The sequence below is a fragment of the Vallicoccus soli genome (assembly GCF_003594885.1).
Taxonomy (GTDB): domain Bacteria; phylum Actinomycetota; class Actinomycetes; order Motilibacterales; family Motilibacteraceae; genus Vallicoccus; species Vallicoccus soli.
In genome coordinates this window covers 861,246-881,759 of sequence record NZ_QZEZ01000001.1, presented here as the reverse complement: position 1 = coordinate 881,759, position 20,514 = coordinate 861,246, and the positions used below count along the sequence as shown (strand labels likewise).

28 protein-coding genes and 1 pseudogene are annotated in these 20,514 nt (G+C 77.8%); 16 read left to right on the top strand and 13 right to left on the bottom strand.

The window, feature by feature from the left end; genetic code table 11:
• Positions 1 to 6: 6 nt before the first annotated feature.
• From D5H78_RS04175 to D5H78_RS04160, 4 genes are read left to right on the top strand one after another with little or no spacing between them, the layout of a single operon-like run.
• A complete protein-coding gene (locus D5H78_RS04175; protein WP_119949052.1) occupies positions 7 to 192 on the top strand; it encodes a DUF6104 family protein in 186 nt (61 codons plus the stop codon).
• Between the two features lie 4 nt (positions 193 to 196).
• Complete coding sequence (locus tag D5H78_RS04170; protein ID WP_425472915.1) at positions 197 to 931, top strand: AAA family ATPase; 735 nt, start codon at positions 197 to 199, stop codon at positions 929 to 931.
• Entirely contained in the window at positions 928 to 1,287 is a 360-nt protein-coding gene (locus D5H78_RS04165; RefSeq protein ID WP_119949051.1) for a YidH family protein, read from the top strand. The genes D5H78_RS04170 and D5H78_RS04165 overlap by 4 nt, the downstream gene beginning before the upstream one ends.
• Positions 1,284 to 1,610: a DUF202 domain-containing protein gene (locus D5H78_RS04160; RefSeq protein WP_119949050.1), complete on the top strand. Its 327-nt coding sequence runs from the start codon at positions 1,284 to 1,286 to the stop codon at positions 1,608 to 1,610. Before D5H78_RS04165 ends, D5H78_RS04160 begins: the two co-directional genes overlap by 4 nt.
• An 84-nt stretch (positions 1,611 to 1,694) precedes the next feature.
• On the opposite strand, the gene D5H78_RS19215 is transcribed toward D5H78_RS04160, so the two are convergent.
• Together D5H78_RS19215 and D5H78_RS04155 are read right to left on the bottom strand one after the other, a co-directional pair.
• Positions 1,695 to 1,871, bottom strand: a complete 177-nt coding sequence (locus D5H78_RS19215; protein ID WP_165865588.1) for a hypothetical protein — start codon at positions 1,869 to 1,871, stop codon at positions 1,695 to 1,697.
• Between the two features lie 301 nt (positions 1,872 to 2,172).
• Complete coding sequence (locus tag D5H78_RS04155; protein ID WP_119949049.1) at positions 2,173 to 3,138, bottom strand: zinc-binding dehydrogenase; 966 nt, start codon at positions 3,136 to 3,138, stop codon at positions 2,173 to 2,175.
• Positions 3,139 to 3,205: 67 nt separating this feature from the next.
• Between D5H78_RS04155 and D5H78_RS04150 the strand changes: the two genes are divergently transcribed.
• Positions 3,206 to 3,754 (top strand): CGNR zinc finger domain-containing protein, encoded by a 549-nt coding sequence (locus D5H78_RS04150; protein ID WP_119949048.1) that lies wholly within the window; start codon positions 3,206 to 3,208, stop codon positions 3,752 to 3,754.
• Here the strand turns inward: D5H78_RS04150 and sodX are convergent.
• A complete protein-coding gene (gene sodX, locus D5H78_RS04145) occupies positions 3,724 to 4,071 on the bottom strand; it encodes a nickel-type superoxide dismutase maturation protease (protein ID WP_218566214.1) in 348 nt (115 codons plus the stop codon). The genes D5H78_RS04150 and sodX overlap by 31 nt on opposite strands.
• 134 nt (positions 4,072 to 4,205) lie before the next feature.
• On the opposite strand from sodX, the gene sodN reads away from it, so the two are divergent.
• Together sodN and D5H78_RS04135 are read left to right on the top strand one after the other, a co-directional pair.
• Positions 4,206 to 4,616, top strand: coding sequence for a superoxide dismutase, Ni (gene sodN / locus D5H78_RS04140; RefSeq protein ID WP_119949047.1), 411 nt, complete (start codon positions 4,206 to 4,208; stop codon positions 4,614 to 4,616).
• A gap of 89 nt (positions 4,617 to 4,705) precedes the next feature.
• Positions 4,706 to 5,308 carry an isochorismatase family protein gene (locus D5H78_RS04135; protein WP_119949046.1) on the top strand — a complete coding sequence of 201 codons (603 nt, stop codon included), beginning with the start codon at positions 4,706 to 4,708 and terminating at the stop codon, positions 5,306 to 5,308.
• Here D5H78_RS04135 and D5H78_RS04130 read toward each other — a convergent pair.
• Entirely contained in the window at positions 5,305 to 6,195 is an 891-nt protein-coding gene (locus tag D5H78_RS04130; protein ID WP_218566212.1) for a YihY/virulence factor BrkB family protein, read from the bottom strand. The two genes, D5H78_RS04135 and D5H78_RS04130, sit on opposite strands and share 4 nt — an antisense overlap.
• Positions 6,192 to 7,145 carry a GlxA family transcriptional regulator gene (locus tag D5H78_RS04125; RefSeq protein WP_119949045.1) on the bottom strand — a complete coding sequence of 318 codons (954 nt, stop codon included), beginning with the start codon at positions 7,143 to 7,145 and terminating at the stop codon, positions 6,192 to 6,194. The genes D5H78_RS04130 and D5H78_RS04125 overlap by 4 nt, the downstream gene beginning before the upstream one ends.
• A 93-nt stretch (positions 7,146 to 7,238) precedes the next feature.
• Here D5H78_RS04125 and D5H78_RS04120 point away from each other — a divergent pair, with 93 nt between their 5' ends.
• From D5H78_RS04120 to D5H78_RS04110, 3 genes are all read left to right on the top strand, one after another.
• Positions 7,239 to 7,436 carry a hypothetical protein gene (locus tag D5H78_RS04120; RefSeq protein ID WP_119949044.1) on the top strand — a complete coding sequence of 66 codons (198 nt, stop codon included), beginning with the start codon at positions 7,239 to 7,241 and terminating at the stop codon, positions 7,434 to 7,436.
• Between the two features lie 267 nt (positions 7,437 to 7,703).
• Entirely contained in the window at positions 7,704 to 8,702 is a 999-nt protein-coding gene (locus tag D5H78_RS19560) for a helix-turn-helix transcriptional regulator (protein WP_218566211.1), read from the top strand.
• An 11-nt stretch (positions 8,703 to 8,713) separates the two neighbouring features.
• Entirely contained in the window at positions 8,714 to 9,271 is a 558-nt protein-coding gene (locus D5H78_RS04110; protein ID WP_119949043.1) for a GNAT family N-acetyltransferase, read from the top strand.
• A 25-nt stretch (positions 9,272 to 9,296) separates the two neighbouring features.
• Here the strand turns inward: D5H78_RS04110 and D5H78_RS04105 are convergent, their stop codons facing one another.
• A complete protein-coding gene (locus D5H78_RS04105) occupies positions 9,297 to 10,343 on the bottom strand; it encodes a type IV pilus twitching motility protein PilT (protein ID WP_119949358.1) in 1,047 nt (348 codons plus the stop codon).
• Between the two features lie 146 nt (positions 10,344 to 10,489).
• Positions 10,490 to 10,705: a biotin/lipoyl-binding carrier protein gene (locus D5H78_RS04100; protein WP_119949042.1), complete on the bottom strand. Its 216-nt coding sequence runs from the start codon at positions 10,703 to 10,705 to the stop codon at positions 10,490 to 10,492.
• Between D5H78_RS04100 and D5H78_RS19210 the strand changes: the two are divergent.
• Both D5H78_RS19210 and D5H78_RS20520 read left to right on the top strand, forming a co-directional pair.
• Positions 10,611 to 11,276 (top strand): annotated as a pseudogene (locus tag D5H78_RS19210) (DUF5317 family protein); the annotation flags it as partial. The gene D5H78_RS04100 and the pseudogene D5H78_RS19210 sit on opposite strands and share 95 nt — an antisense overlap.
• Positions 11,277 to 11,364: 88 nt before the next feature.
• Positions 11,365 to 11,439, top strand: coding sequence for a 50S ribosomal protein bL37 (locus D5H78_RS20520; protein WP_425472914.1), 75 nt, complete (start codon positions 11,365 to 11,367; stop codon positions 11,437 to 11,439).
• A 73-nt stretch (positions 11,440 to 11,512) separates the two neighbouring features.
• On the opposite strand, the gene rsrA is transcribed toward D5H78_RS20520, so the two are convergent.
• The gene (gene rsrA / locus D5H78_RS04090) at positions 11,513 to 11,788 is read right to left on the bottom strand and encodes a mycothiol system anti-sigma-R factor (protein WP_119949040.1); all 276 of its coding nucleotides are present in this window, start codon (positions 11,786 to 11,788) and stop codon (positions 11,513 to 11,515) included.
• Positions 11,785 to 12,405 carry a sigma-70 family RNA polymerase sigma factor gene (locus D5H78_RS04085; RefSeq protein WP_119949039.1) on the bottom strand — a complete coding sequence of 207 codons (621 nt, stop codon included), beginning with the start codon at positions 12,403 to 12,405 and terminating at the stop codon, positions 11,785 to 11,787. The genes rsrA and D5H78_RS04085 overlap by 4 nt, the downstream gene beginning before the upstream one ends.
• Positions 12,406 to 12,604: 199 nt before the next feature.
• Here D5H78_RS04085 and D5H78_RS04080 point away from each other — a divergent pair, with 199 nt between their 5' ends.
• Positions 12,605 to 13,261: an alpha/beta hydrolase family protein gene (locus D5H78_RS04080; protein WP_218566208.1), complete on the top strand. Its 657-nt coding sequence runs from the start codon at positions 12,605 to 12,607 to the stop codon at positions 13,259 to 13,261.
• 272 nt (positions 13,262 to 13,533) lie between these two features.
• On the opposite strand, the gene D5H78_RS04075 is transcribed toward D5H78_RS04080, so the two are convergent.
• Both D5H78_RS04075 and D5H78_RS04070 read right to left on the bottom strand, forming a co-directional pair.
• Positions 13,534 to 15,411 (bottom strand): family 43 glycosylhydrolase, encoded by a 1,878-nt coding sequence (locus D5H78_RS04075; RefSeq protein WP_165865587.1) that lies wholly within the window; start codon positions 15,409 to 15,411, stop codon positions 13,534 to 13,536.
• 87 nt (positions 15,412 to 15,498) lie between these two features.
• Positions 15,499 to 16,239: an SOS response-associated peptidase gene (locus tag D5H78_RS04070; RefSeq protein WP_119949038.1), complete on the bottom strand. Its 741-nt coding sequence runs from the start codon at positions 16,237 to 16,239 to the stop codon at positions 15,499 to 15,501.
• 82 nt (positions 16,240 to 16,321) lie between these two features.
• Between D5H78_RS04070 and D5H78_RS04065 the strand changes: the two genes are divergently transcribed.
• Genes D5H78_RS04065 through rsgA form a run of 3 tightly spaced genes read left to right on the top strand, consistent with a single transcriptional unit; the run spans position 16,322 to position 19,261 of the window.
• On the top strand, positions 16,322 to 16,834 hold the full coding sequence (locus tag D5H78_RS04065) for a DoxX family protein (RefSeq protein ID WP_119949037.1): 513 nt from the start codon (positions 16,322 to 16,324) through the stop codon (positions 16,832 to 16,834).
• A gap of 52 nt (positions 16,835 to 16,886) precedes the next feature.
• Positions 16,887 to 18,221 carry a 3-phosphoshikimate 1-carboxyvinyltransferase gene (gene aroA / locus D5H78_RS04060; RefSeq protein WP_218566207.1) on the top strand — a complete coding sequence of 445 codons (1,335 nt, stop codon included), beginning with the start codon at positions 16,887 to 16,889 and terminating at the stop codon, positions 18,219 to 18,221.
• Positions 18,222 to 18,253: 32 nt separating this feature from the next.
• On the top strand, positions 18,254 to 19,261 hold the full coding sequence (rsgA, locus tag D5H78_RS04055; protein ID WP_425472913.1) for a ribosome small subunit-dependent GTPase A: 1,008 nt from the start codon (positions 18,254 to 18,256) through the stop codon (positions 19,259 to 19,261).
• A gap of 15 nt (positions 19,262 to 19,276) precedes the next feature.
• Here rsgA and D5H78_RS04050 read toward each other — a convergent pair whose 3' ends face one another.
• Both D5H78_RS04050 and D5H78_RS04045 read right to left on the bottom strand, forming a co-directional pair.
• Positions 19,277 to 19,750: a DUF2231 domain-containing protein gene (locus D5H78_RS04050; protein ID WP_119949036.1), complete on the bottom strand. Its 474-nt coding sequence runs from the start codon at positions 19,748 to 19,750 to the stop codon at positions 19,277 to 19,279.
• A gap of 48 nt (positions 19,751 to 19,798) precedes the next feature.
• Positions 19,799 to 20,479 carry an HAD family hydrolase gene (locus tag D5H78_RS04045; protein ID WP_119949035.1) on the bottom strand — a complete coding sequence of 227 codons (681 nt, stop codon included), beginning with the start codon at positions 20,477 to 20,479 and terminating at the stop codon, positions 19,799 to 19,801.
• Positions 20,480 to 20,514: the final 35 nt, after the last annotated feature.

The window sequence follows — 20,514 nt, the reverse complement described above, 5'->3', positions numbered from 1 at the left end:
GGGCCGATGTACTTCACCGACCGCGGGATCGAGGAGCTCGAGGGGCGCCGGGGCGAGGAGGAGGTCACGCTCGCGTGGCTCGCCGAGCGCCTGCGCACCTTCGTCGACCTGAACCCCGACTTCGAGGTGCCCGTCGAGCGGCTCGCCACCTGGCTGGCCCGCCTCGACGACGACGACCCCGACGAGGACTGAGGTGGTGGTGCCCGGCGCGCTGCCGGTCCGGCGCGTCGAGCACCGCCCCAGCCAGGACGTCGTCGAGGAGGGCTGGCCGTTCACCCTCGCGCCCGTGCGCCAGCTGCTGCGCGACGGGCTCGACCTCGGCCCGGGCGTGACCTTCCTCGTCGGGGAGAACGGCTCGGGCAAGTCCACGCTCGTCGAGGCCGTCGCGATGGCGTACGGGCTCGGTGCCGAGGGGGGCTCGTCGGGCTCGCTGCACGCCACCCGCCCCAGCGAGTCGCCGCTGCACCGGGTGCTGCGCCTCGTGCGCGAGCCGGGGGCCGCCCGCTGGGGGTACTTCGTGCGCGCGGAGACCGCGCACGGGCTCTACACCTACCTCGAGGAGAACCCGGGGGTGCGGGACCCGCGGTTCCACGAGCTCTCCCACGGCGAGGGGTTCCTCGCGCTGTTCGGCAGCCGGATGGACACCCGCGGCTTCTACGTCCTCGACGAGCCGGAGTCGGCGCTGTCCTTCACCTCGTGCCTCGCGCTCGCCGGGCAGCTCGCCGAGCACGCGGCGGCGGGGTCGCAGGTGCTCTGCGCGACGCACTCCCCGCTGCTCACGGCGCTGCCGGGGGCTCGGGTGCTCGAGCTGTCCGAGGACGGCTTCGCCGAGGTCGCCTGGCAGGACCTCGCCCTCGTCGACCACTGGCGGCGCTACCTCGCCGACCCGCGGGCGTACCTGCGCCACCTGCTGCCGGAGGGCGCCGCATGACCCGCCGCTGGCCGCGCCGCGTGTACGGCGAGGGCACCGAGCCCGACCCGCGCTTCACCTTCGCCAACGAGCGCACCTTCCTGGCCTGGATCCGCACCGCGCTCGCGCTGCTGGCCGCCGGGGTCGCCCTCGAGGCGCTCGAGGTCCCCGAGCACGAGGCGGCCCGGCGGGTGCTCGTCGTCGTGGTCGTCGCCCTCGGCACGCTCTGCGGCGGCGTGTCGTACTGGCGCTGGGCCGCCGCCGAGCGGGCGATGCGCACCGGGCGGCCGCTGCCGGCGCCGGCGATCGCGCCGCTGCTCGCGGTCGGGCTCGTCGTCGTGGGGGTCGCCGTGCTCGTGGGCGTCGCGGCGTCGTGAGCGCGGCGGCGGCGCCGCCGGACGGCGCCCAGCCCGAGCGGACGGCGCTGGCCTGGACCCGTACGGCCCTCGCGCTCGACGTCGCCGTCGTCGTCGCCCTGCGCCTCACCCTGCCCGTGCTCGGCGCCTGGTCGCTCGTGCTCCTGCTCGTCGGCCTGCCCGCCGCGGTCTGGGTGCTCGTCGCGGCCCGCCGGCGCTACGCCGCAGCCCGGCTCGCGATGCGCGGGCGGGTCGTGCTCGCCGACGGGCGCCTGCCGGCCGCCGTCGCGGCCCTCACCGTGCTGCTGGGGCTCGTCGAGGTCGCGTACGTCCTGGAGCGGTAGGCCCGCCGGCCGCCGCTGCGCGCAGCCGTCGCGCAGGCGCCGTCGCGCAGGCGCCGTCGCTCAGCCTCGCGCAGGCGCAGCCGCTCAGGCGCCGCGCAGGCGCAGCCGCGGCGGGCGCTGCCGGCGGGCGGCCGGCGCCGCCGGGGGCGCGCCGCGGCGCCGCCCGGCCCCGGCGTCGCGCACGCGGCGCCCCAGCGCCGCCTCCGCCCGCAGGTCCGCGCCGCGCTGCTCGGCGATGGCCAGCCAGAAGTGCTCGTGCATCTCGTCCTCCGAGGCTCGTTCCCGACACCTCGACGTTCGCCCTGAGGCCGGGACCGCCGCATCGGGCGTGCGCCGCACCCGGGCGAGCGCGGGGCCTCAGGCGGCCGGGGCGGGGGCCTCAGGCGCCGCGGGCGCCCGCCCTACGCCGCGGGGGCGCGCGCCGTACCGCTGAGGGGCACCCTCACGCACGCATGAGGGGCACCCTCAGGCCGCCGGACGAGGCGTACGGGTGCCGGACGAGGCCTGCACGCCACGTGAGGCACCCGTACGGGTGCCTCACGTGGTCGACACGGACCGCGCGTCAGGGGACGAGGACGACCTTGCCGAACTGCTCGCCGCGCTCGAGGCGGGCCAGGCCGGCGCGGGCCTCGGCGAGCGGCAGCACGGTGTCGACCTGCGGGCGCGCGCCGGAGGCGGCGAGGAGGCGGAGCAGGCGCTCGAGCTCGGCGCGGGTGCCCATGGTCGAGCCGAGCACCCGCAGCTGCAGGAAGAACACCCGGCCGAGGTCCGCCGGGGGCGCACCGCCGCTCGTCGCGCCGCACACGACGACCGCGCCGCCGGGGCGCAGCGCCTTGAGCGAGTGCGACCACGTGGCCTCGCCGACGCTCTCCATCACCGCGTCGACGCGCTCGGGCAGGCGCGCCCCGGACGGGAACCAGCGCTCGGCGCCGAGGCCCACCGCGCGCTCGCCGCGGGCCCCGTCCCGGCTCGTCACCCACACGCGCAGCCCGGCCGCCGCGCCGAGCGCGACGAGCGCGGAGGCGACGCCGCCGCCGGCGCCCTGCACCAGGACGGTCTGGCCCGGCACGGCCCGCGCCTGGGTGAAGAGCATCCGGTACGCCGTCAACCACGCCGTCGGCAGGCACGCCGCCTCCTCGAAGGACAGCTCCGCCGGCTTGTCGACGAGGTTGCGGGTGGGCACGGCCACGGCCTCGGCGAGGGTGCCGTCGTAGCGCTCGGAGAGCAGCGTGCGCCGCGGGTCGAGGGTCTCGTCGCCGCTCCAGGCCGGGTCGGCGACCACAGCGTGCACGACGACCTCGCGCCCGTCCTCGGTGGTCCCGGCGCCGTCGCACCCGAGCACCATCGGGAGCCGGTCGGCCGGTAGGCCGACGCCGCGCAGGCTCCACAGGTCGTGGTGGTTGAGCGAGGCCGCGCGCAGCCGCACCGTCGTCCAGCCCTCGCGCGCGACCGGCTCGGGGCGCTCCCCCACCTCGAGCCCGGCGAGCGGGTCGTCGGGGTCGGTCCGGGCGGCGTACGCGGCGAGCACGGCGCGAGCCTAGCCACGTACGCTCGCCGGAGGGCGCCCGGCGACGCCCGGGACGGGAGCGGCTGCGGTGGACCTGGCGTCCTACGGCGACCTCGCGGTCCGGCTGGTCAACACCGCCGACCCGGGGCGCCCCGAGCAGGACGCCCTCGTCGACGCGGCGGGCCTCGAGGCCCTGCTCGGCGACCGGGCGGCGTGGCGGCGGCTCCCGCGCACCGACGCGCTCCCGCGCCTGCGGGCGCTGCGCGAGCGGCTGCGGCGCATCGTCGAGGACGCGGCCTCCGGCAACGCCGCGCGCGCGGTGCGCGAGCTCAACGTGCTCCTCGCGGCCGCCCCGATCAGCCCGCAGGTCACCGCGCACGACCGCCAGCCCTGGCACCTGCACGTCTCCGAGGGCGCGCACGACGTGGTGGAGGCGTACACGGCGGCCGCGGTGATGGGCCTGGCCGTGCAGCTCACCGAGCTCGGCCCGGACCGCTTCGGCGTCTGCGCGGCGAGCGGCTGCCGGCACGTCTTCGTCGACACCTCGACCAACCGCTCGCGCCGCTACTGCTCCGAGCGCTGCGCGACCCGGGCCAACGTCGCCGCCTACCGCGCCCGCCGCCGCGCGGCGGGCTGAGCGCCGCGCCGGCGCACCCGCCCCGGCGGGCGCAGCCGCAGGACCACCCGCCCCAGCACGAGCGCGTCCGGCACGGGCCCGAAGTCGCGGCTGTCCGTGCTCGCCACCGGGCTGTCGCCCTCGAGCCACCAGCCCGGCCCGGCGCGGCGCACCGCCCGCTTGACGAGCACCAGCCCGGGGCGGTCCGGGCGCCGGGCGAGGACCACGTCGCCGGGGCGGACCCGCGCGCCGTACCGCACGAGCACCACGTCCCCGTGCCGCAGCGCGGGGACCATCGAGGGGCCGGACACGTCGGCGAGGCCCAGCGGCAGGGGCACGGCGGGTCGACCTCCGGTCGGTCTCGGGGGCGGTCGCCGGGGCGGTCGCCGGGTCGTCGCCGCGGCGATTGCGGTCGTGGGGCGCGGGGGTAGTGTCCCTGGCGAACGCCCCACGCACGCCACCGGAAGGACGGATGCCCGTGCTCTCGCGACTCCTCGCACCCCGTACGACCGCCCACGCCCACTGCGACCTGCCGTGCGGCGTCTACGACCCGTCGCAGGCGCGCTTCGAGGCCGAGTCGGTCAAGGCCATCTGCGAGAAGTACCAGGCCAACGACGACCCGGTCTTCCGGACGCGCTGCCTCATCATCAAGGAGCAGCGCTCGGACCTGGTCAAGCACCACCTGTGGGTGCTGTGGACCGACTACTTCAAGCCGCCGCACTTCGAGAAGTACCCGCACCTGCACCAGCTGTTCAACGAGGCCACGAAGCTCGCCGGCGCGGCCGGCGGCAAGGGCACCGTGGACCCGGCCGAGGCGCAGAAGCTGCTCGACAAGATCGACGAGATCGCGACGATCTTCTGGGAGACCAAGCAGGCCGCCTGAGCGGGCGGGCAGCGACGAGGGGCCGGTCCCGCACGGGGCCGGCCCCTCGCCGCTGCCCCACCGGCGGGCGCGGACCCCGGGGAGGGGACGTGCAGGAGGGACGCCGCGCGCTGCTCGTCGTCGACGTGCAGCGCGATTTCGTCGAGGGCGGGTCCCTCGGCGTGGCCGGCGGGGAGGCGGTGGCCGAGGCGGTCAGCGCCTTCGTGCGCCGCACCCAGGGCCGGTACGCCGCCGTGGTCGCCTCGCGGGACCACCACGAGGCGCACTCGGACAACGGCGGGCACTTCCCGCCGCCGGGCGCGGCCCCGGACTTCGCCACGACGTGGCCGCCGCACTGCGTGCAGGGCACCGACGGGGTCGAGTACGCGCCGGGGCTGGACCTGTCGCTCGTCACCCACCACGTGCGCAAGGGCGAGGGGCGGCCCGCGTACTCGCTCTTCGAGGGCGCCACGGACGACGGGCGCGCCGTGGCCGAGGTGCTCGCGGACGCGGGGGTGGACCGGGTCGACGTCGTGGGCATCGCCACGGACCACTGCGTGCGCGCCAGCGCGCTCGACGCGGTGCGCGCCGGGCTGGCGACCACGGTGCTCGTGGACCTCACGGCGGGTGTCGCCACCCGCAGCACCGCCCTGGCGCTCACCGAGCTCGTGCGCGCCGGCGCCCGGCTCGGCACGTCCGACGAGGTCGCCTAGCCCCCGCGCGGCTGCAGGGCGCTGGCGCCCGGCGCGGGGGCCGGGCGCGGCTCGAGCCGGGGCACGCCCCACGGGACGCCGCCGCGCTCCTGCACCCGCCAGGTCAGCGAGTAGCCCAGCAGCGTCACCCCGTGCAGCAGCCACAGCCAGAAGCCCAGGGCGACGACGGCCCCCACCACGGTCAGCCCGCCGAACGGCGCCCCGAGGTCGACCGGCAGGGCGAGGAAGAGCACGAACCCCTGGACGAAGCCGGAGACGAACGCGCCGGTCACCCACCCGCCCCAGAGCGCCGCCCGCAGCGACGGCCGGCGCGGCCCGACGACGAGGTAGACGTACGTGAGGGTGAGGCTGAGGACGACCCAGTCGACGTTGAGGGCGACGTACACCCCGAGGGCGGCCGTCAGCAGCGAGTCGTCGGAGAACAGCTCGGCGAGCGTCGGCGTCGCGAGCAGGACGGCGAGCGCCAGCAGCGGGGTGACCGCGAAGAGCGGCGCGACCCGCAGCCGCCCGCGCCAGCCCGTCATCGCGTCCTGCACGCCGGAGACGGTGACGAACGCGCGGCGCAGCCCCTCGCCGTAGAGCGTGGCGGGCACCGCCGCGACCACGGCGGTGAGCGGGTGCAGCCCGACGGCCGCCTCGACGAGGCGCTGCGCGGCCGCCGGCGCGCCGAGCCCCCCGGGCAGCGCGGCGGCCAGCGAGTCGGCCAGCTCGAGCAGCCGGTCGCGGCCCACCATGAGCGACGCGGCCCAGAGCGCCACGAGCAGGCTCGGGACGACGGCGATGCCGGCGTAGAAGGTGACCCCGGCCGAGGTGAGCGCGAGGTCCTGGCGGTGCAGGCCGCGCCAGGAGCTGCGCAGCAGCGGGCCGACCCAGTGCAGGCGCCTCAAGCGGGGCGCCGGCAGAAGGTGCGGCGGTACGCCTGCGGCGTCGTGCCGAGCCGCTTGACGAAGTGGTGCCGCAGCACGGCGGCGGTGCCGAAGCCCGTGCGGGAGGCGACCACCTCGACGGGGTCCTCGCCGTCCTCGAGGAGCCGCTGGGCGAGCAGGAGGCGCTGGCCGACGAGCCAGTGCAGCGGGGTGGTGCCGGTCTCGGCCCGGAAGCGCCGGGCGAAGGTCCGCGGGGACATGTGCGCCCGGCGGGCGAGGTCGTCGACGCTCAGGTCGAGGTGGAGGTTCTCGGCCATGAAGGTCAGGACGTCCTCGAGGGTCTCGGCGGCGGTGGGGGCGACGGGCGTCTCGACGTACTGCGCCTGCCCGCCGTCGCGGTGCGGCGGCACGACCATCCGCCGGGCGATGACGCGCGCCGCCGAGGCGCCGAGCTCGCTGCGCACCACGTGCAGGCAGGCGTCGATGCCGGCCGCGGTGCCGGCGCTGGTGACGACCGGGCCGTCCTCGACGTAGAGCACCGCCGGGTCGACGTCCGCGGCCGGGAAGCGCCGGGCGAGCTCGTCCGCGTGCGCCCAGTGCGTGGTGCAGCGCCGCCCGTCGAGCAGGCCGGCCTCGCCCAGGGCGAAGGCGCCGGAGCAGACCGACAGCACGCGCGCGCCGCGGTCGACGGCCGCGCGCAGGGCCTGCGCGGCCGCCTCGGGCAGCCCCCCGTCGAACGGGTACGCGGGCACGGCGACGAGGTCGGCGCTGGCGACCCGCTCCAGGCCGGTCGCGACGTCGAGGGCGAACCCCATGCTCGTCGGCACCCGCCCCGGCTCGACCGCGCAGACCGCGAAGTCGAAGCGCTGCACGCCGTGCTCGCTGCGGTCGATGCCGAACACCTCGCAGACCGTGCCCAGCTCGAAGGGCGCCACCCCCGGCAGCGCGATCACGGCGACGTCCCTCAGCACACCGGAAGGGTCCCACAGGGTTGGCAGGAAGTCGACGCAGAGCGGCAGTCCTGCCACTCGTGGCGGGATCTCGACGGGCGCAGAGTCACTGCCATGACGACAGGAACCGCCCTCGCCCTCACGACCCTCCTCCTCGGCCTCGCCCTGAGCGCGGCCCTGCTGCGGGCCCTCGCCCGCACCCTCGCCGGTGACGGCTACGGCACCCGGTCCCCGCGGCGCCCGGTCGACGACTGGTCCCGCGGCTCGACCCTGGAGCGCCCGCTCGACCGCACGTCGCGGTTCGCCGCGTGACGCGCGCGAGCGCCGGACGCCGCAGCGCCCATCCGCCCGGGCGGCGCGTGCGGCCGCACGGGAGGGGCAGCGGACCCCCCGTGCGTCCGCTGCCCCTCCCCCCGCGGGCGGACCCAGCCAACGGCGCCGGCGCCTTGTCCGCCCCCCGACTACGCAGGACTGCGTAGCCGCCGTCGGGCACCATGGGCCGGACGTACCGGACGGGCGGCGCCCGGACCGGCCGGCGGCAGCGGGAGGGGCCCGGCGTGCGGGACCGGGGGGTGCGGCGTGGGCGCTGACGCGCGCCGCCGTGCCGCCGTGGCCGCCGGGCTCGAGCTGCTCGAGGAGCGCGACCCCGCGCGGCTCACCGGGGCCGCGCTCGACGCGCTGCTGCGCGTCGTGCCGGGCGAGGTCGCCGGCGAGGTCGAGTTCGACCTCGGCGCCCGGTCCGGGCGCGTACGGGGCGAGGCGCCCGCGCTGCTGCTGCGCGACGACGGCGGACCGGACATGCGGGCCCTCCTCGGGAGCCACCCGGTCCTGCCGGTCCTGCGCCCGGGGGTGGAGCTCGCCCCGGTGCGCGCGGCCGACCTCGCGGGCAGGGCCTGGGGCCGCAACCCGATGCGCCGCGAGCTGCTCGACCCGCTCGGCGTCCCGTACGCCCTCCTCGTCGCCCACAGCCCGGACCCGGCGACGGTCCGCGGCTGGGGCGTGAACCGGGCCCGCGAGTTCGACGACGACGACCTGGCCGCGCTGGCCGCGCTCGAGCCGTTCCTGCGCCTCGCGGCCGCGCAGCGCGAGCGCGAGGAGCTCCTCGCCGACCTGGGTGCCGCCCTCGCCGGCGGCGCCGGCGTCCTCGTGCTCGCCGGTGACCGCGTCGTGCACGCCGACGCCGCCGCCGGCGCGGTCCTCGAGCGGCACCGCCTCGACGCCCGCGCCGTCGCCGGCGCGGCCGGCACGGGCGGGGTGGGCGTGCTGCACGGGCCGCGCGGCGACGTGCACGTGCGCGCCCGGCCCGGGTCCGGTGACGGGCGGCGGGTCCTCGTCCTCGCCGACGACGCGCAGCGGGTCCGGGCGGCCGCCGCGGCCGGGCTCAGCGCCCGGCAGGCCCAGGTGCTGGCGCTCGTCGCCGGCGGCGCGACGGCGCAGGCCGCCGCCCACCGGCTCGGCCTGAGCCCGCGGACGGTGCAGAAGCACCTGCAGGTGGCGTACCGCGCCCTGGGGGTCGGCGACCGGCTCGAGGCGGTGCTGCGGGCCCGCGAGCTCGGGGTGCTCCCCCCGGGGCCCTAGGCTCGCCCGCCGTGAGCGCCGAGCACGCCCCGCCCGCCTCCCCGCACGGGGACGCCCCGCACCCCGGCCCGGTCCTCGTCCGGCCGGCGCGCGCGGACGACCTCGCCGCCGTCGACGCGGTCACCACGCGCACCTACCTCGACGAGGGCTTCACGCCGCCGGACAGCCCGTACGTCGCCGAGCTGGCGAGCGGTGCGCGCCGGGCGGCGCAGGCGCAGCTGCTCGTCGCGGAGCTGCCCGGGCCGCCGCGACGGCTCGCGGGCTCCGTGACCCTCGGCGTGCACGGCTCGCCGTGGGCCGAGGTCGCGCGGCCCGGCGAGGCGGAGCTGCGCATGCTCGCCGTCGACCCCGCCGCGCGCGGCGCCGGGACCGGCAGCGCCCTCGTCGCCGAGGCGGCGTCGCGGGCGCGGGCGCTCGGCTGCGCGGCGCTCGTGCTCAGCACCCAGCGCAGCATGGCGGCGGCGCACCGGCTCTACGCCCGCAGCGGCTTCCGGCGGGTGCCCGAGCGCGACTGGTCCCCCGTGCCGGGGCTGGTGCTCGAGGTGTGGCGGCTCGACCTGCGCGCCTGAGCAGCGGGACCGCCCGGCCCCCGGGTCAGGCGACGAGGCCCTGCCGGCGCAGCTCGACCGCCAGGTCGTGCGGGCTCGTGGCCGCGGCCATCGCGGCGTCCAGCGTCACCACGCCCTCGCGGAAGAGCTGCACGAGGTGCTGGTCGAACGTCTGCATGCCGTAGTAGCCGCCCTCGGCGATGAGCTGGCCGATGGTCGAGCTCTTCTCGGGGTCGGCGATCGCGTCCGCGACGCGGCCGGTGCCCACGAGCACCTCCATGACGACGCAGCGGCCGGCGCCGTCCGCGCGGGGCACGAGCCGCTGGCAGACGACCCCCCGCAGGGCACCGGCGAGCGCGAGGCGCACCTGCTGCTGCTCGTACGGCGGGAAGAAGTCGACGATGCGCGTGATGGTCTCCTGCGCGTTCGTCGTGTGCAGCGTCGACATGACGAAGTGCCCGGTCTCGGCGGCGGCGAGCGCGGCCTTGACGGTCTCGTGGTCGCGCATCTCGCCGACGAGGATGACGTCGGGGTCCTGGCGCATCGCCGCGCGCAGCGCCGTCGCGAAGTCGCCGGTGTCCAGGCGCACCTCGCGCTGGTTGACCATGCCGAGCTTGTCGAAGTGCAGGACCTCGATGGGGTCCTCGATGGTCACGATGTGGGCCTCGCGCGAGGCGTTGACGTGGTCGATCATCCCGGCGAGCGTCGTGGTCTTGCCCGAGCCCGTCGGGCCGGTGACGAGCACGAGGCCGCGCGGCTCCAGCGCCAGCGCGGAGATGACGGCGGGCAGGCCGAGGTCGGTGAGGGGCACGGCGCCGACGCTGACTCGGCGGAACACGAGCCCCACCGACCCGCGCGAGCGGAACGCGTTGACCCGGAAGCGGCCCAGCCCCGGCACCGAGTAGGCGAAGTCGGCCTCGTTCGTGGCCCGGAACCCCGCGCGCAGGTCCTCGCGCAGGACCTCCGTGAGCATGTTCTCGGTGTCCGCCGGCGTCAGGGTGGCCGCCTGGAGCCGGCGCAGGCGCCCGTCGACCCGGATCCGCGGGGGCGAGCCGACCTTGCAGTGCAGGTCCGAGCCGCCCGCGACCTCCATGAGGGTGCGCAGGTACGGCTGCACCGACTGCGGCGCAGCGGGGGCGTCGGGCGCGGCCTGCGGCTCGGGGGTCACCCCCGCCCCATCGGCAGGGACGGCCCGGGCCTTGAGCCGGGTCCCGGGGCCCGCCCGCCCGCCCGCCCGCCTCAGGCCAGCACGGCCAGGACGTCGCCCTCCTGGACCACGTCGCCCTCGTGGACCGCCAGCCGGGCGACCGTGCCGCCGGCCTCGGCGACCACCGGGATCTCCATCTTCATCGACTCGAGGATGACGAGCGTGTCGCCCGCCGCCACGGCGTCGCCCTCGGCGGCCACCACCTTGAACACGTTGGCCACCATCTCGGCCCGGACCTCCTCGGCCACGACGGCTCCTCTCCTCGGCGCTCGCGCGCGTCGCCGGGCCTCGTCCGGCCCGCCAGGACCCTACTGGGCGAGGATGGGCGCGATGGGACTCGTCGTGCTCTGCGCCCTCGCCGGCACCCTCGCGGGCCTGCTGCGCGGCGGCAGCCTGGCCGGCTGGGCGGCCTACCGGCTGCGCGGGCTGCCGGTGCTCGTCGGGGCGCTGCTCGTGCAGGCCGCCGCCCTGGTGCTCCTGCCGGCGCAGGGGCCGCTGCCCACCGCGGCGCTCGCCGGCACCCTGCTGCTCGCCGCGGCGGGGGTGGCGCTGGACCGCCGGGCGGCGAGCGTGCCCCTCGGGCTCGGGCTGCTGCTCAACGCGGCCGTCGTGCTCGCCAACGGCAGCATGCCCGTGGCGCTGGACGCGGTCCGCCGGGCCGGCCTGGACCCGGCGGCGCTGGCGCTGGGCCCGGACCCGCGCCACGAGCCGCTGACCGCCGCCACCCGCCTGCCCTGGCTGGCGGACGTGCTCGCCGTGCCCCTCCCCCTGCGCCCGGAGGTCGTGAGCCCGGGGGACGTCCTGGTCGCCGCGGGTGCGGCGCTGCTGTGCGCGCGTGCGACCATGGGCGCGGACGGGCGCCCCGCGCGCCCGCGAGCCACGAGCAACCGGCTGGGAGGAGCACCCCATGGCGAAGAAGGCCCGGCGCCGTCGCGCGCGCGCCAAGAGCAAGGCCAACCACGGCAAGCGCCCGAACGCCTGAGACGGCGACCGTGACGCCGAGGGGCCCCGACCGGTGACGGTCGGGGCCCCTCGGCACGTACGGGCTCACGCGGTCAGGGCTGCTGGACCTCGTGGATCTCGACCCGGACCTCCTGGATGCGCACCAGCACGCGGGCGCGCAGCTCCTCGGGCGCCGGCTCGCGGCACGAGCGCTTGACGAGGGCCTTGACGGCCTCCTCGAGCCCGTACTCCTTGAGGCACGGGCCGCACTCGTCGAGGTGCTCCTTGAGCCGGCCGACGTCGCGCGGCGGGAGCTCGTTGTCGATCAGCTCGTAGAGGTGGTCCATCACCTCGGCGCACGGGGTGGCGTGGGGCTTGCCGCAGCTCATCGGGGACCCTCCCCACCGCTGGCGCGGGCCGCGGACAGGCCGCGGTCGCGCGCGTAGTCCTCGAGCATGCCCCGCAGCTGGCGCCGCCCGCGGTGCAGGCGGCTCATCACGGTGCCGATGGGCGTGCCCATGATCTCCGCGATCTCCTTGTACGCGAAGCCCTCCACGTCGGCCAGGTAGACCGCGATGCGGAAGTCCTCGGGGATGCGCTGCAGCGCCTCCTTGACGTCGGAGTCCGGCAGGTGGTCGAGGGCCTCGGCCTCGGCCGAGCGCAGGCCGGTCGACTGGTGCGACTCGGCCCGGGCGAGCTGCCAGTCCTCGATCTCCTCCGTGGCGCTCTGCTGCGGCTCGCGCTGGCGCTTGCGGTAGGTGTTGATGAACGTGTTGGTGAGGATCCGGTAGAGCCAGGCCTTGAGGTTGGTGCCCTGCTCGAACTGGTGGAAGGAGCCGTACGCCTTGGCGAACGTCTCCTGCACGAGGTCCTCGGCGTCGGCGGGGTTGCGCGTCATGCGCAGCGCGGCCGAGTAGAGCTGGTCGAGGTACTGCAGGGCGTCGCGCTCGAAGCGCTGGGTGCGCTCGAGGTCGGTCTCCCCCTCGGGAGCGCGCTTGTCGGTCATCGCCCCCGAGCGTAGTGCCCCGCTGGAGCCCCGCACGACCTGGCCGCCGGCGGGCCACTCGGGCCAGGCCAGGGGGTTCAGGTCGCTCCGGGGAGCGGTGGGACTCGCTGCTCTCATGTACTCGCGCACCTCCCGTACGGTCACCCGCCACAACCGGGCCCGCCGCGCGGGGATTCCCCTGCTCGCTACGGTCGCGAGCATGACGCCCGCGCCGGACCGCTGGGAGCTCCCGACGCCCGTGGGCGAGGCCGCGGCGCGGGTCCACCCGGCCCCCGAGCCCCGCGCCGTGCTGCTGCTCGGGCACGGCGCCGGCGGGCGCTCGGACGGGCGCGAGGTCCTCGCCCTCGCCGCCGCGCTGCCCTCCCGCGGCGTGAGCGTCGTGCTCGTCGACCAGCCGTGGCGGGTGGCCGGGCGCCGGGTGGCGGCCCCGCCCCCGGTGCTCGACCGCGCCTGGCGCGCCGCGGTGCCCCAGGTGCTCGAGCGCGTCGCGCCGGCCCCGCTGTGGCTCGGCGGGCGCTCCGCCGGCGCCCGCGTCGCCTGCCGCACGGCCGCGGAGCTCGGCGCGGCGGCCGTCGCGGCGCTCGCGTTCCCGCTGCACCCGCCGGGGCGGCCCGAGCGCTCGCGCCTGCCCGAGCTCGCCCTCCCGCCCGCGGCGGGGGTCCGCCTGCTCGTCGTGCAGGGCGAGCGCGACCCCTTCGGCGCCCCGGCCGAGTTCCCGCCCGGGTACGACGTGCGCCCCGCCCCCGCCGCGGACCACGCCTTCCGCGTCCCCCGCGGCGCCGCCCCCGACCAGGCCGCCGTGCTCGCGGGCGTCGTCGAGGCGGTCGCCTCGCTGCTGGAGCCCCTCCCGCGGTGACCACGCGAGGCACCCGTACGGGTGCCCCGCGAGGCGCGCAGGCCTCGTCAGGCACCCGTACGCCTCGTCCGGCGGCCTGGGGGTGCCCCTCATCCGCGCGCCTGGGGGTGCCCCTCATCCGCGCGCCTGTGGGTGCCCCTCACGGGTGCCGCGGCACCCCCCGTACGCACCCCGGCCGGCGGCGCACGGGGCGCCGCCGGCCGGGGCGGTCGGGCGGGTGGGCACCGGGACGGGCCCGGGTGACCGTCGGGGTCGGAGCAGCGGCAGGGCGGTCAGAGCCTCGTGCCGGTCCAGACGTCGACGGCGTCGAGCTCGGTGTACCAGGTGCCGCGGGCGATGGTCACCGTGTTGACGCCCTTGCGCAGGCGCACCTGGTGCAGCACGGTCTGCCAGTTGTCCCAGCGGGTGTGCGGGAACACGACCGTGCCGTAGCCCTTGCCGTCCACGAGCACCCGGTCGGTCGCCTCGATCGGCCACCCGCCGCGCTCGGAGCCGTTGGCGAAGCGGATGCCGAGCACCGCGGGGCCGGCGCGGTCCGCGGTCACCTGCAGGGTCACCGAGCTGTCGGCGAAGTCGAGCCCGCCGACCTTCTCGCCGCCGGACGCGCCGGCGTTGGGGCCGACCGCGCCGCCGACGACGACGCCGTCCTCGGCCTCGTACCGGACGGGCGTGCCGGCGGGCGGCGCCGGGGGCGCCGGGACCGGGGTGCGGGCGGAGACGTCGACGGCGTCGACCTCGGCGAAGTACGTGCCGCGGGTGAGCGTCACCGTGTTCCAGCCGGCGCGCAGGCGCACCCGCAGGTCGGCGAGCTGCCAGTTGCCCCAGGTGGTGTGCGGGAGCACCAGCGTGCCGGCGGGCCTGCCGTCGACCGTGACGAGGTCGGTGGCGCTGACCCGCTGCCCGGTCGCGTCGAGGGAGCCGTTGGAGAAGCGCACCGAGAGCGTGGCCCAGCCGGCGCGGTCGGCGCGCACCCGCACGCTCACCGAGCTGTCCGGGAAGTCCATCCCGCCGACCTTGCCCCCGCCGGAGGCGGTGCCGTCCTCGAGGGCGCGCGCGGCGGTCACGACGCCGTCCTCGGCCTGGTAGCGGTACGACGTCCCGGCGACGTGGGGCACGCCGTCGCGCCACTCGAGGTCGCTGACGTACATCGCGCGGTACGCGTAGGTGGGGTCCCAGCCGTGGTAGACGATCGACGTCGAGCCGTCGTCGTGCACGACGACGTCCTGCCCGCCCGGCCCGCGGACCGCGCCGCCGAACCGGTCGGTGGTCATGAGCTCGGTGTCGGCCTTGGTCCACGGCCCGGTGAGGCTCGGGGCGGTGGCGTACGCGGTCCGGTAGCCGCCGCCGCCGAAGTCGTTCGCCGAGTAGAAGAGGTAGTAGGTGCCGTCCCGCCGGACCAGCGTCGGCGCCTCGACGACGTTGCCCTCGAAGGGCGTGTCCCGGCGGATGAGCTCGACCGGCGGGCCGACGAGCGCCGTGCCGTCGCCCGAGAGCTCCTGCAGGTAGATGATCGCCGTCTTGCCCGCGCAGCAGTTGCCGTCGGCCTTCCACAGCAGGTAGCGCCGGCCGTCCTCGACGTAGGTGCCCGCGTCGATGGCGCCGCCGAGGTCCTGCGTCCCGCGCGCCCCGTCCGGGCACACCAGCGGGTCGTCGCCGACCGGCTCGAAGGGGCCGTACGGGGTCTCGGCGAGCGCGACGCCGATGCACTGAAACGGCGCCGCGGTGTCGCGCGCGGTGTAGTAGAGCGCGTAGCCGCCGTCGACGGCGGCGACCTCGGGGGCCCAGACGCAGTTGTCGGTGGCGCCGCCGGGGGCGAAGCTGCAGGCACCGACCCAGGGGCCGAGCTCGGGCAGCGCGTCGGGCTGGCGGGTCCAGCGGCGCAGGTCGCGCGAGGTGAGGTGCTGGACGTTCGTGCCGTCGGAGTTCGTGGTGTACGCGTGGTACGTGCCGTCGACCTCGAGGACGTCGGGGTCGGGGACGTTGGCGTCGACCACCGGGCGGACCGCGGTGCGCGGCCCGGCGTCGACGGCGACGGGGCCGCCCGAGGGCGGCGCGGGCGAGGCCGCGACGGGCGCGGCGCCCGGCAGGACGAGCCCCAGGGCGAGCAGGAGGCCCGCGCCGGTGCGGCGCAGGCGGGAGGCGGGTGACATCGGCGTGACCCCTCGGTCGGTGTGAGCGCTCAAACCGGGGCAGGGTGACGCACGCCACGCGCGCCGGTCAAGGGGGCCGTCGACGGCCTACGCCGGCGCCGGCAGCGGCTCGACGAGCTGCGGCCCGTCGTTGCGCACGTTCCCGACCGCCGGCGAGACCGGGTGCGCCTCGAGCAGCCCCGGCGCGGCGGGCACGAGCAGGCCGCGGAGGGCCTCCGCGTCGCCGGTGCCGGGGTCGAGCCACGGCCCCCAGCGCTCGCGGTCCACGAGCATCGGGCTGCGGTCGTGGAGGTGCCCGAGGTCGTCGGTCGCCGTGGTGGTGATGACGGTGCAGCTGAGCAGCCAGGCGTCCTCGCCCTCCCCCGCGGGGTCGCGCCACCACTCGTACAGCCCGGCCATCGCGAGCGACCGGCCGTCGCGGGAGTGGATGAAGAACGGCTGCTTGCGCGGCTTCCCCGCCGGGTCCTCGGTCTTGTACCACTCGTAGTAGCCGTCGGCGGGGACGAGGCAGCGCCGGGACGCGAAGGCCTTCGCGAACGCCGGCTTCTCCGCGACGGTCTCGACCCGGGCGTTGATCATGCGCGAGCCGACGGACGGGTCCTTGGCCCAGGAGGGCACCAGCCCCCAGCGCGCCACGCGCAGCTGCCGGCGCGCCGGCGCCTCCGGCTCGCCGCGCGGGCGGCGCTGCAGCACGACCCGTACGGGGTCCGTGGGCGCCACGTTCCACCGCGGCGGCAGCTCCGCCGCCGGCCCCTCGGGCGGGTCCTCGACCTCGAACTCCTCGACGAGGTCCTCCGGGCGCCGGCTCGCGGCGTACCTGCCACACACGGGCACCGTCCTACACCCGGGCGCGCCCGCGGGGCACCCCGCCGGACGGTTCCCGTCCCACGGACGGGGAAGGGAGGCGGGCATGATCCTCGTACGCCGCCTCGCGCGCCCCATGCTCGCCGCCACCTTCATCGACGGCGGGATCGACCAGATCCGCAACCCCGGGAACAAGTCGGTGCGCGCCGACCCGGTGGCGCCGACCCTCGCCGCGAGGATCCCGGGCCTGCCGCAGGACCCCGAGGTGCTCGTCAAGATCAACGGCGCGACCATGGCCACCGCCGGCACGCTGCTCGCCCTCGGCAAGCTCCCCCGCGTCTCGGCGCTGGTGCTCGCCGCCACCCTCGTGCCGACCACGCTCGCCGGGCACGCCTTCTGGGACGCCGAGGACGAGGGCTCGCGCGTGCAGGCGCGCTCGCACTTCCTCAAGAACCTCGGCATGTTCGGCGGCCTGCTCCTCGCCGCGGTCGACACCGAGGGCCGCCCCGGCCTGGCGTGGCGCGCCCAGCACGCCGCGCGCGGCACCCGCAAGGCCGCGAAGGTGGCCGCGAGGAGCGCGCGCCGCGAGGCCGCGCTCGGGCGGGCCCGCCTCACCTGAGCGGCGCCGCTCGCCGCGGGGCCGGCCGGCGCCGGTCGGTAGGGTCGGGCGCGTGACCGCCGCGACCCGCGCACCGCTGCCCCTCTGGCCGGCCCCGCGCGCCGCGGGGCCGGTCGACGCGGTCGTGGCGCTGCCCGGCTCCAAGTCGATCACCAACCGGGCGCTGCTGCTCGCCGCGCTGGCCGACGCGCCCACGGTCCTCGAGCGCCCGCTGCGGGCGCGCGACACCGCGCTCATGGCGGCGGCCCTGCGCTCCCTCGGCGCGGGCGTCGAGGACGCGGGCGCGGGCGGCGGCGACTGGCGGGTCGTGCCCGCCCGGCTGCGCGGCCCCGCGGACGTCGACTGCGGCCTCGCCGGCACCGTGATGCGCTTCGTGCCCCCCGTGGCGGCGCTGGCCGAGGGCACCGTCCGCTTCGACGGCGACCCGCACGCCCGCACGCGCCCCATGGGCCCCGTCCTGCGGGCGCTGCGCGACCTCGGGGCCGAGGTCGACGACGGCGGGCGCGGCACCCTGCCCTTCGCCCTGCACGGGCGCGGCCGGCTCCCGGGCGGCGAGGTCGTCGTCGACGCGAGCGCGTCCAGCCAGTTCGTCAGCGCGCTGCTGCTCGCCGCCCCCCGCTACGACGAGGGCGTCGTCGTGCGGCACGAGGGCCCGCCCGTCCCGTCGCTGCCGCACATCGCCATGACCGTGCACATGCTGCGCGCCGCCGGCGCGGACGTCGACGACGAGGGCCCGGACCGCTGGCGGGTCGCCCCCGGTCCGCTCGCCGGCGGCACCGTCGCGGTCGAGCCCGACCTCTCCAACGCCGCGCCGTTCCTCGCCGCCGCGCTCGTCACCGGCGGGCGGGTCACCGTCCCCGGCTGGCCGCGCAGCACGACGCAGGCCGGCGACGCCCTGCGCGGCCTGCTGCTCGCGATGGGCGCCGACGTCGCCCTCACCGACGAGGGGCTGACGGTGACGGGCACCGGGCGCGTGCACGGCGTCGACGTGGACCTGCACGACGTCGGCGAGCTCACCCCCACCGTCGCCGCGGTCGCCGCGCTCGCCGAGGGCCCCAGCCGGCTGCGCGGCATCGCCCACCTGCGCGGGCACGAGACCGACCGGCTCGCCGCCCTCGCCGCCGAGGTGGGCCGCCTCGGCGGCGACGTCGAGGAGACCGGGGACGGGCTCGTGGTGCGCCCCCGCCCGCTCTCCGGCGGCACCTGGCGCTCGTACGCCGACCACCGCATGGCCACCGCCGGCGCCGTGCTGGGCCTGCTCGTCGACGGCGTCGAGGTGGAGGACGTCGGCACGACCGGCAAGACCCTCCCGGGCTTCACCGGCCTGTGGGCCCGGATGCTGGGCGTCGAGGACCGCGGGGCCGGGCTCCCCGAGGGGCCGGGCTGAGCCCGCCCGCGCGCCGCTCGTCCCGCCGCGACCTGGACGAGGACGACGTCCGGGTGCGCCCGGGCCGCGGCAAGTCGCGCCCGCGCACCAAGGAGCGCCCCGGGCACGAGGACGCCGCGCCGGCGCTCGTCGTCGCCGTCGACCGCGGGCGCTGGACCTGCCGCCTGCCCGACGACCGCCTCGTCACCGCGATGCGCGCGCGGGAGCTCGGCCGCAAGGGGGTCGTCGTCGGGGACCGCGTGGGCCTCGTCGGCGACCTGTCCGGCGGGCCCGACGCGCTCGCGCGCATCGTGCGGCTCGAGCCGCGCGCGTCGGTGCTGCGCCGCACCGCCGACGACACCGACCCCGTCGAGCGGGTGGTCGTCGCCAACGCCGAGCAGCTCGCCGTGGTCACCGCCCTCGCCGACCCGGAGCCGCAGCCGCGCCTGCTCGACCGCTGCCTCGTGGCCGCGTACGACGCCGGGCTCGACCCGCTGCTCGTCCTCACCAAGGCCGACCTCGCCGACCCGGCGGAGCTGCTCGCGACGTACCGCGCGCTCGACGTGCCCCACGTCGTCACCCGACGCGACGAGGACCCGGTCGAGCTGCGCGCGCGCCTCGCGGGGCGCACGACCGTGCTCGTCGGCTCCTCGGGCGTCGGCAAGTCCACGCTCGTCAACGCCCTCGTGCCCGGCGCGCTGCGCGCGACGGGGCACGTCAACGAGGTGACCGGGCGCGGGCGGCACACCTCCACGTCCGTACGGGCCCTGCAGCTCCCGGACGGCGCGGGGACCGTCATCGACACGCCCGGCGTGCGCTCCTTCGGCCTGGCGCACGTGGACCCGCAGCGGGTCATCGGCGCCTTCCCCGACCTCGAGGCCGGGACCGGGGGGTGCCCGCGCTCCTGCTCGCACGACGAGCCGGAGTGCGCGCTCGACGCGTGGGTGGCCGAGGGGCACGCCGACCCGGCGCGGCTGCTGTCGCTGCGCCGGCTGCTGCGCAGCCGGGAGGGCGGCGAGGACCCGCACCGCGACGCCGCCGACGAGCCGCCCGGGCCCTGACGGCGGGGCGCCGCGTCAGCCCTCCGCGACGTAGCTCCAGGTCGCCGTGGCGCCGCTGTGCCCCACCCGGACGACCTGCACCCCCGACGCGACCCCGGCGACGAGCACCAGCGCGGCCGCGGCGAGCACCGCCGGGCGCGCCGCCCTCCCGCGCAGCACCGCCAGCAGGGCCACGGCGGCGAGCAGGGCGAGGACGTACCACTGCAGCGTCTCGCCGAGGTCGGCGTGGGCCTGGATCTCCGGCAGCGTGTTGCCGAGCGCCGCGAGGCGCACCTGCAGGGCCTCGCCGCTCTCGGCGGCGACCCACGCGAGCACCAGCACGGCGGCGTCGACCGCCAGCGCGGCCGGCACGAGCCACCGCCACGCCCCGGGGCGGGCGAGCACGGCGCCGGCGGCGGCGAGGCTCACCAGGACGGCCGCCGGGACGCCGACGACGACGAGGTGGACGACGAGGACGTGCACCGGGAGGCCTGCGACGAGGTCGAACACCCGCCGATCCTCCCCCGCGGTCCTTGCGGGTTCAAGCAGGGACGCGCGCTACCGCCGCACCCCGAGCTCGTGCAGGCGCCGCAGCACGTCCGCGGGGTCCGCGTAGACGCGGAACGCGCCCGCCCGCTCGAGCTCGTCGCGGCCGTACCCGCCGCTCTGCAGCCCGACCCCGAGCGCGCCGGCGCGCCGCGCCGCGAGCAGGTCCCAGACGCTGTCGCCGACGACGAGGGCGTCGCGCACGTCGACGCCCAGCTCGTCGGCGGCGGCGAGGAAGAGGTCCGGGTCGGGCTTGGCGTAGCGCACGCGGTCGCGGGTGACGACCGGCACGCCCTCCGGGACCCCGAGCTCGCGCAGGGTCGGCAGCGCCGTCTCGGCCCGCCCGCTCGTGGCGACCGCCCAGGGCGTGCCGGTGGCGGTGAGGTGCTCGAGCAGGGCGCGGGCGCCCGGCAGGGGCCGTACGGCCTCGTGGTGGCGCAGGTAGTGCCGCGCGTGCGCCGCCTGCAGCGCCTCGGTGTCCGCCTCGGACAGCTCGATGCCGGTCTCGGCGAGCAGCGCCTGCACGAAGAGGCCGCCGCTCATGCCGATCCGGCGGTGGATGCGCCACACCGACAGGTCGATGCCGTGCTCGACGAGCGCCTCGCGCCAGCTGAGGACGTGCTGGTACACGCTGTCCACGAGCGTGCCGTCGAGGTCGAAGAGGAACGCGGGCGAGCGGCGGGTCGAGGTCACGCGGCGATGGTCCCACCACCCCGCCCGCCCGCTCG

Bases quoted from the DNA above. Each gene is read 5' to 3' on its own strand.
- D5H78_RS04175 (WP_119949052.1), top strand. From the start codon at position 7: ATGTACTTCACCGACCGCGGGATCGAGGAGCTCGAGGGGCGCCGGGGC.
- D5H78_RS04165 (WP_119949051.1), top strand. From the start codon at position 928: ATGACCCGCCGCTGGCCGCGCCGCGTGTACGGCGAGGGCACCGAGCCC.
- D5H78_RS19215 (WP_165865588.1), bottom strand. From the start codon at position 1,871: ATGCACGAGCACTTCTGGCTGGCCATCGCCGAGCAGCGCGGCGCGGAC.
- sodN (WP_119949047.1), top strand. From the start codon at position 4,206: ATGCCCGTGCTCTCGCGACTCCTCGCACCCCGTACGACCGCCCACGCC.
- D5H78_RS04120 (WP_119949044.1), top strand. From the start codon at position 7,239: ATGACGACAGGAACCGCCCTCGCCCTCACGACCCTCCTCCTCGGCCTC.
- D5H78_RS04105 (WP_119949358.1), bottom strand. From the start codon at position 10,343: ATGGAGGTCGCGGGCGGCTCGGACCTGCACTGCAAGGTCGGCTCGCCC.
- rsrA (WP_119949040.1), bottom strand. From the start codon at position 11,788: ATGAGCTGCGGCAAGCCCCACGCCACCCCGTGCGCCGAGGTGATGGAC.
- D5H78_RS04085 (WP_119949039.1), bottom strand. From the start codon at position 12,405: ATGACCGACAAGCGCGCTCCCGAGGGGGAGACCGACCTCGAGCGCACC.
- D5H78_RS04080 (WP_218566208.1), top strand. From the start codon at position 12,605: ATGACGCCCGCGCCGGACCGCTGGGAGCTCCCGACGCCCGTGGGCGAG.
- D5H78_RS04075 (WP_165865587.1), bottom strand. From the start codon at position 15,411: ATGTCACCCGCCTCCCGCCTGCGCCGCACCGGCGCGGGCCTCCTGCTC.
- D5H78_RS04065 (WP_119949037.1), top strand. From the start codon at position 16,322: ATGATCCTCGTACGCCGCCTCGCGCGCCCCATGCTCGCCGCCACCTTC.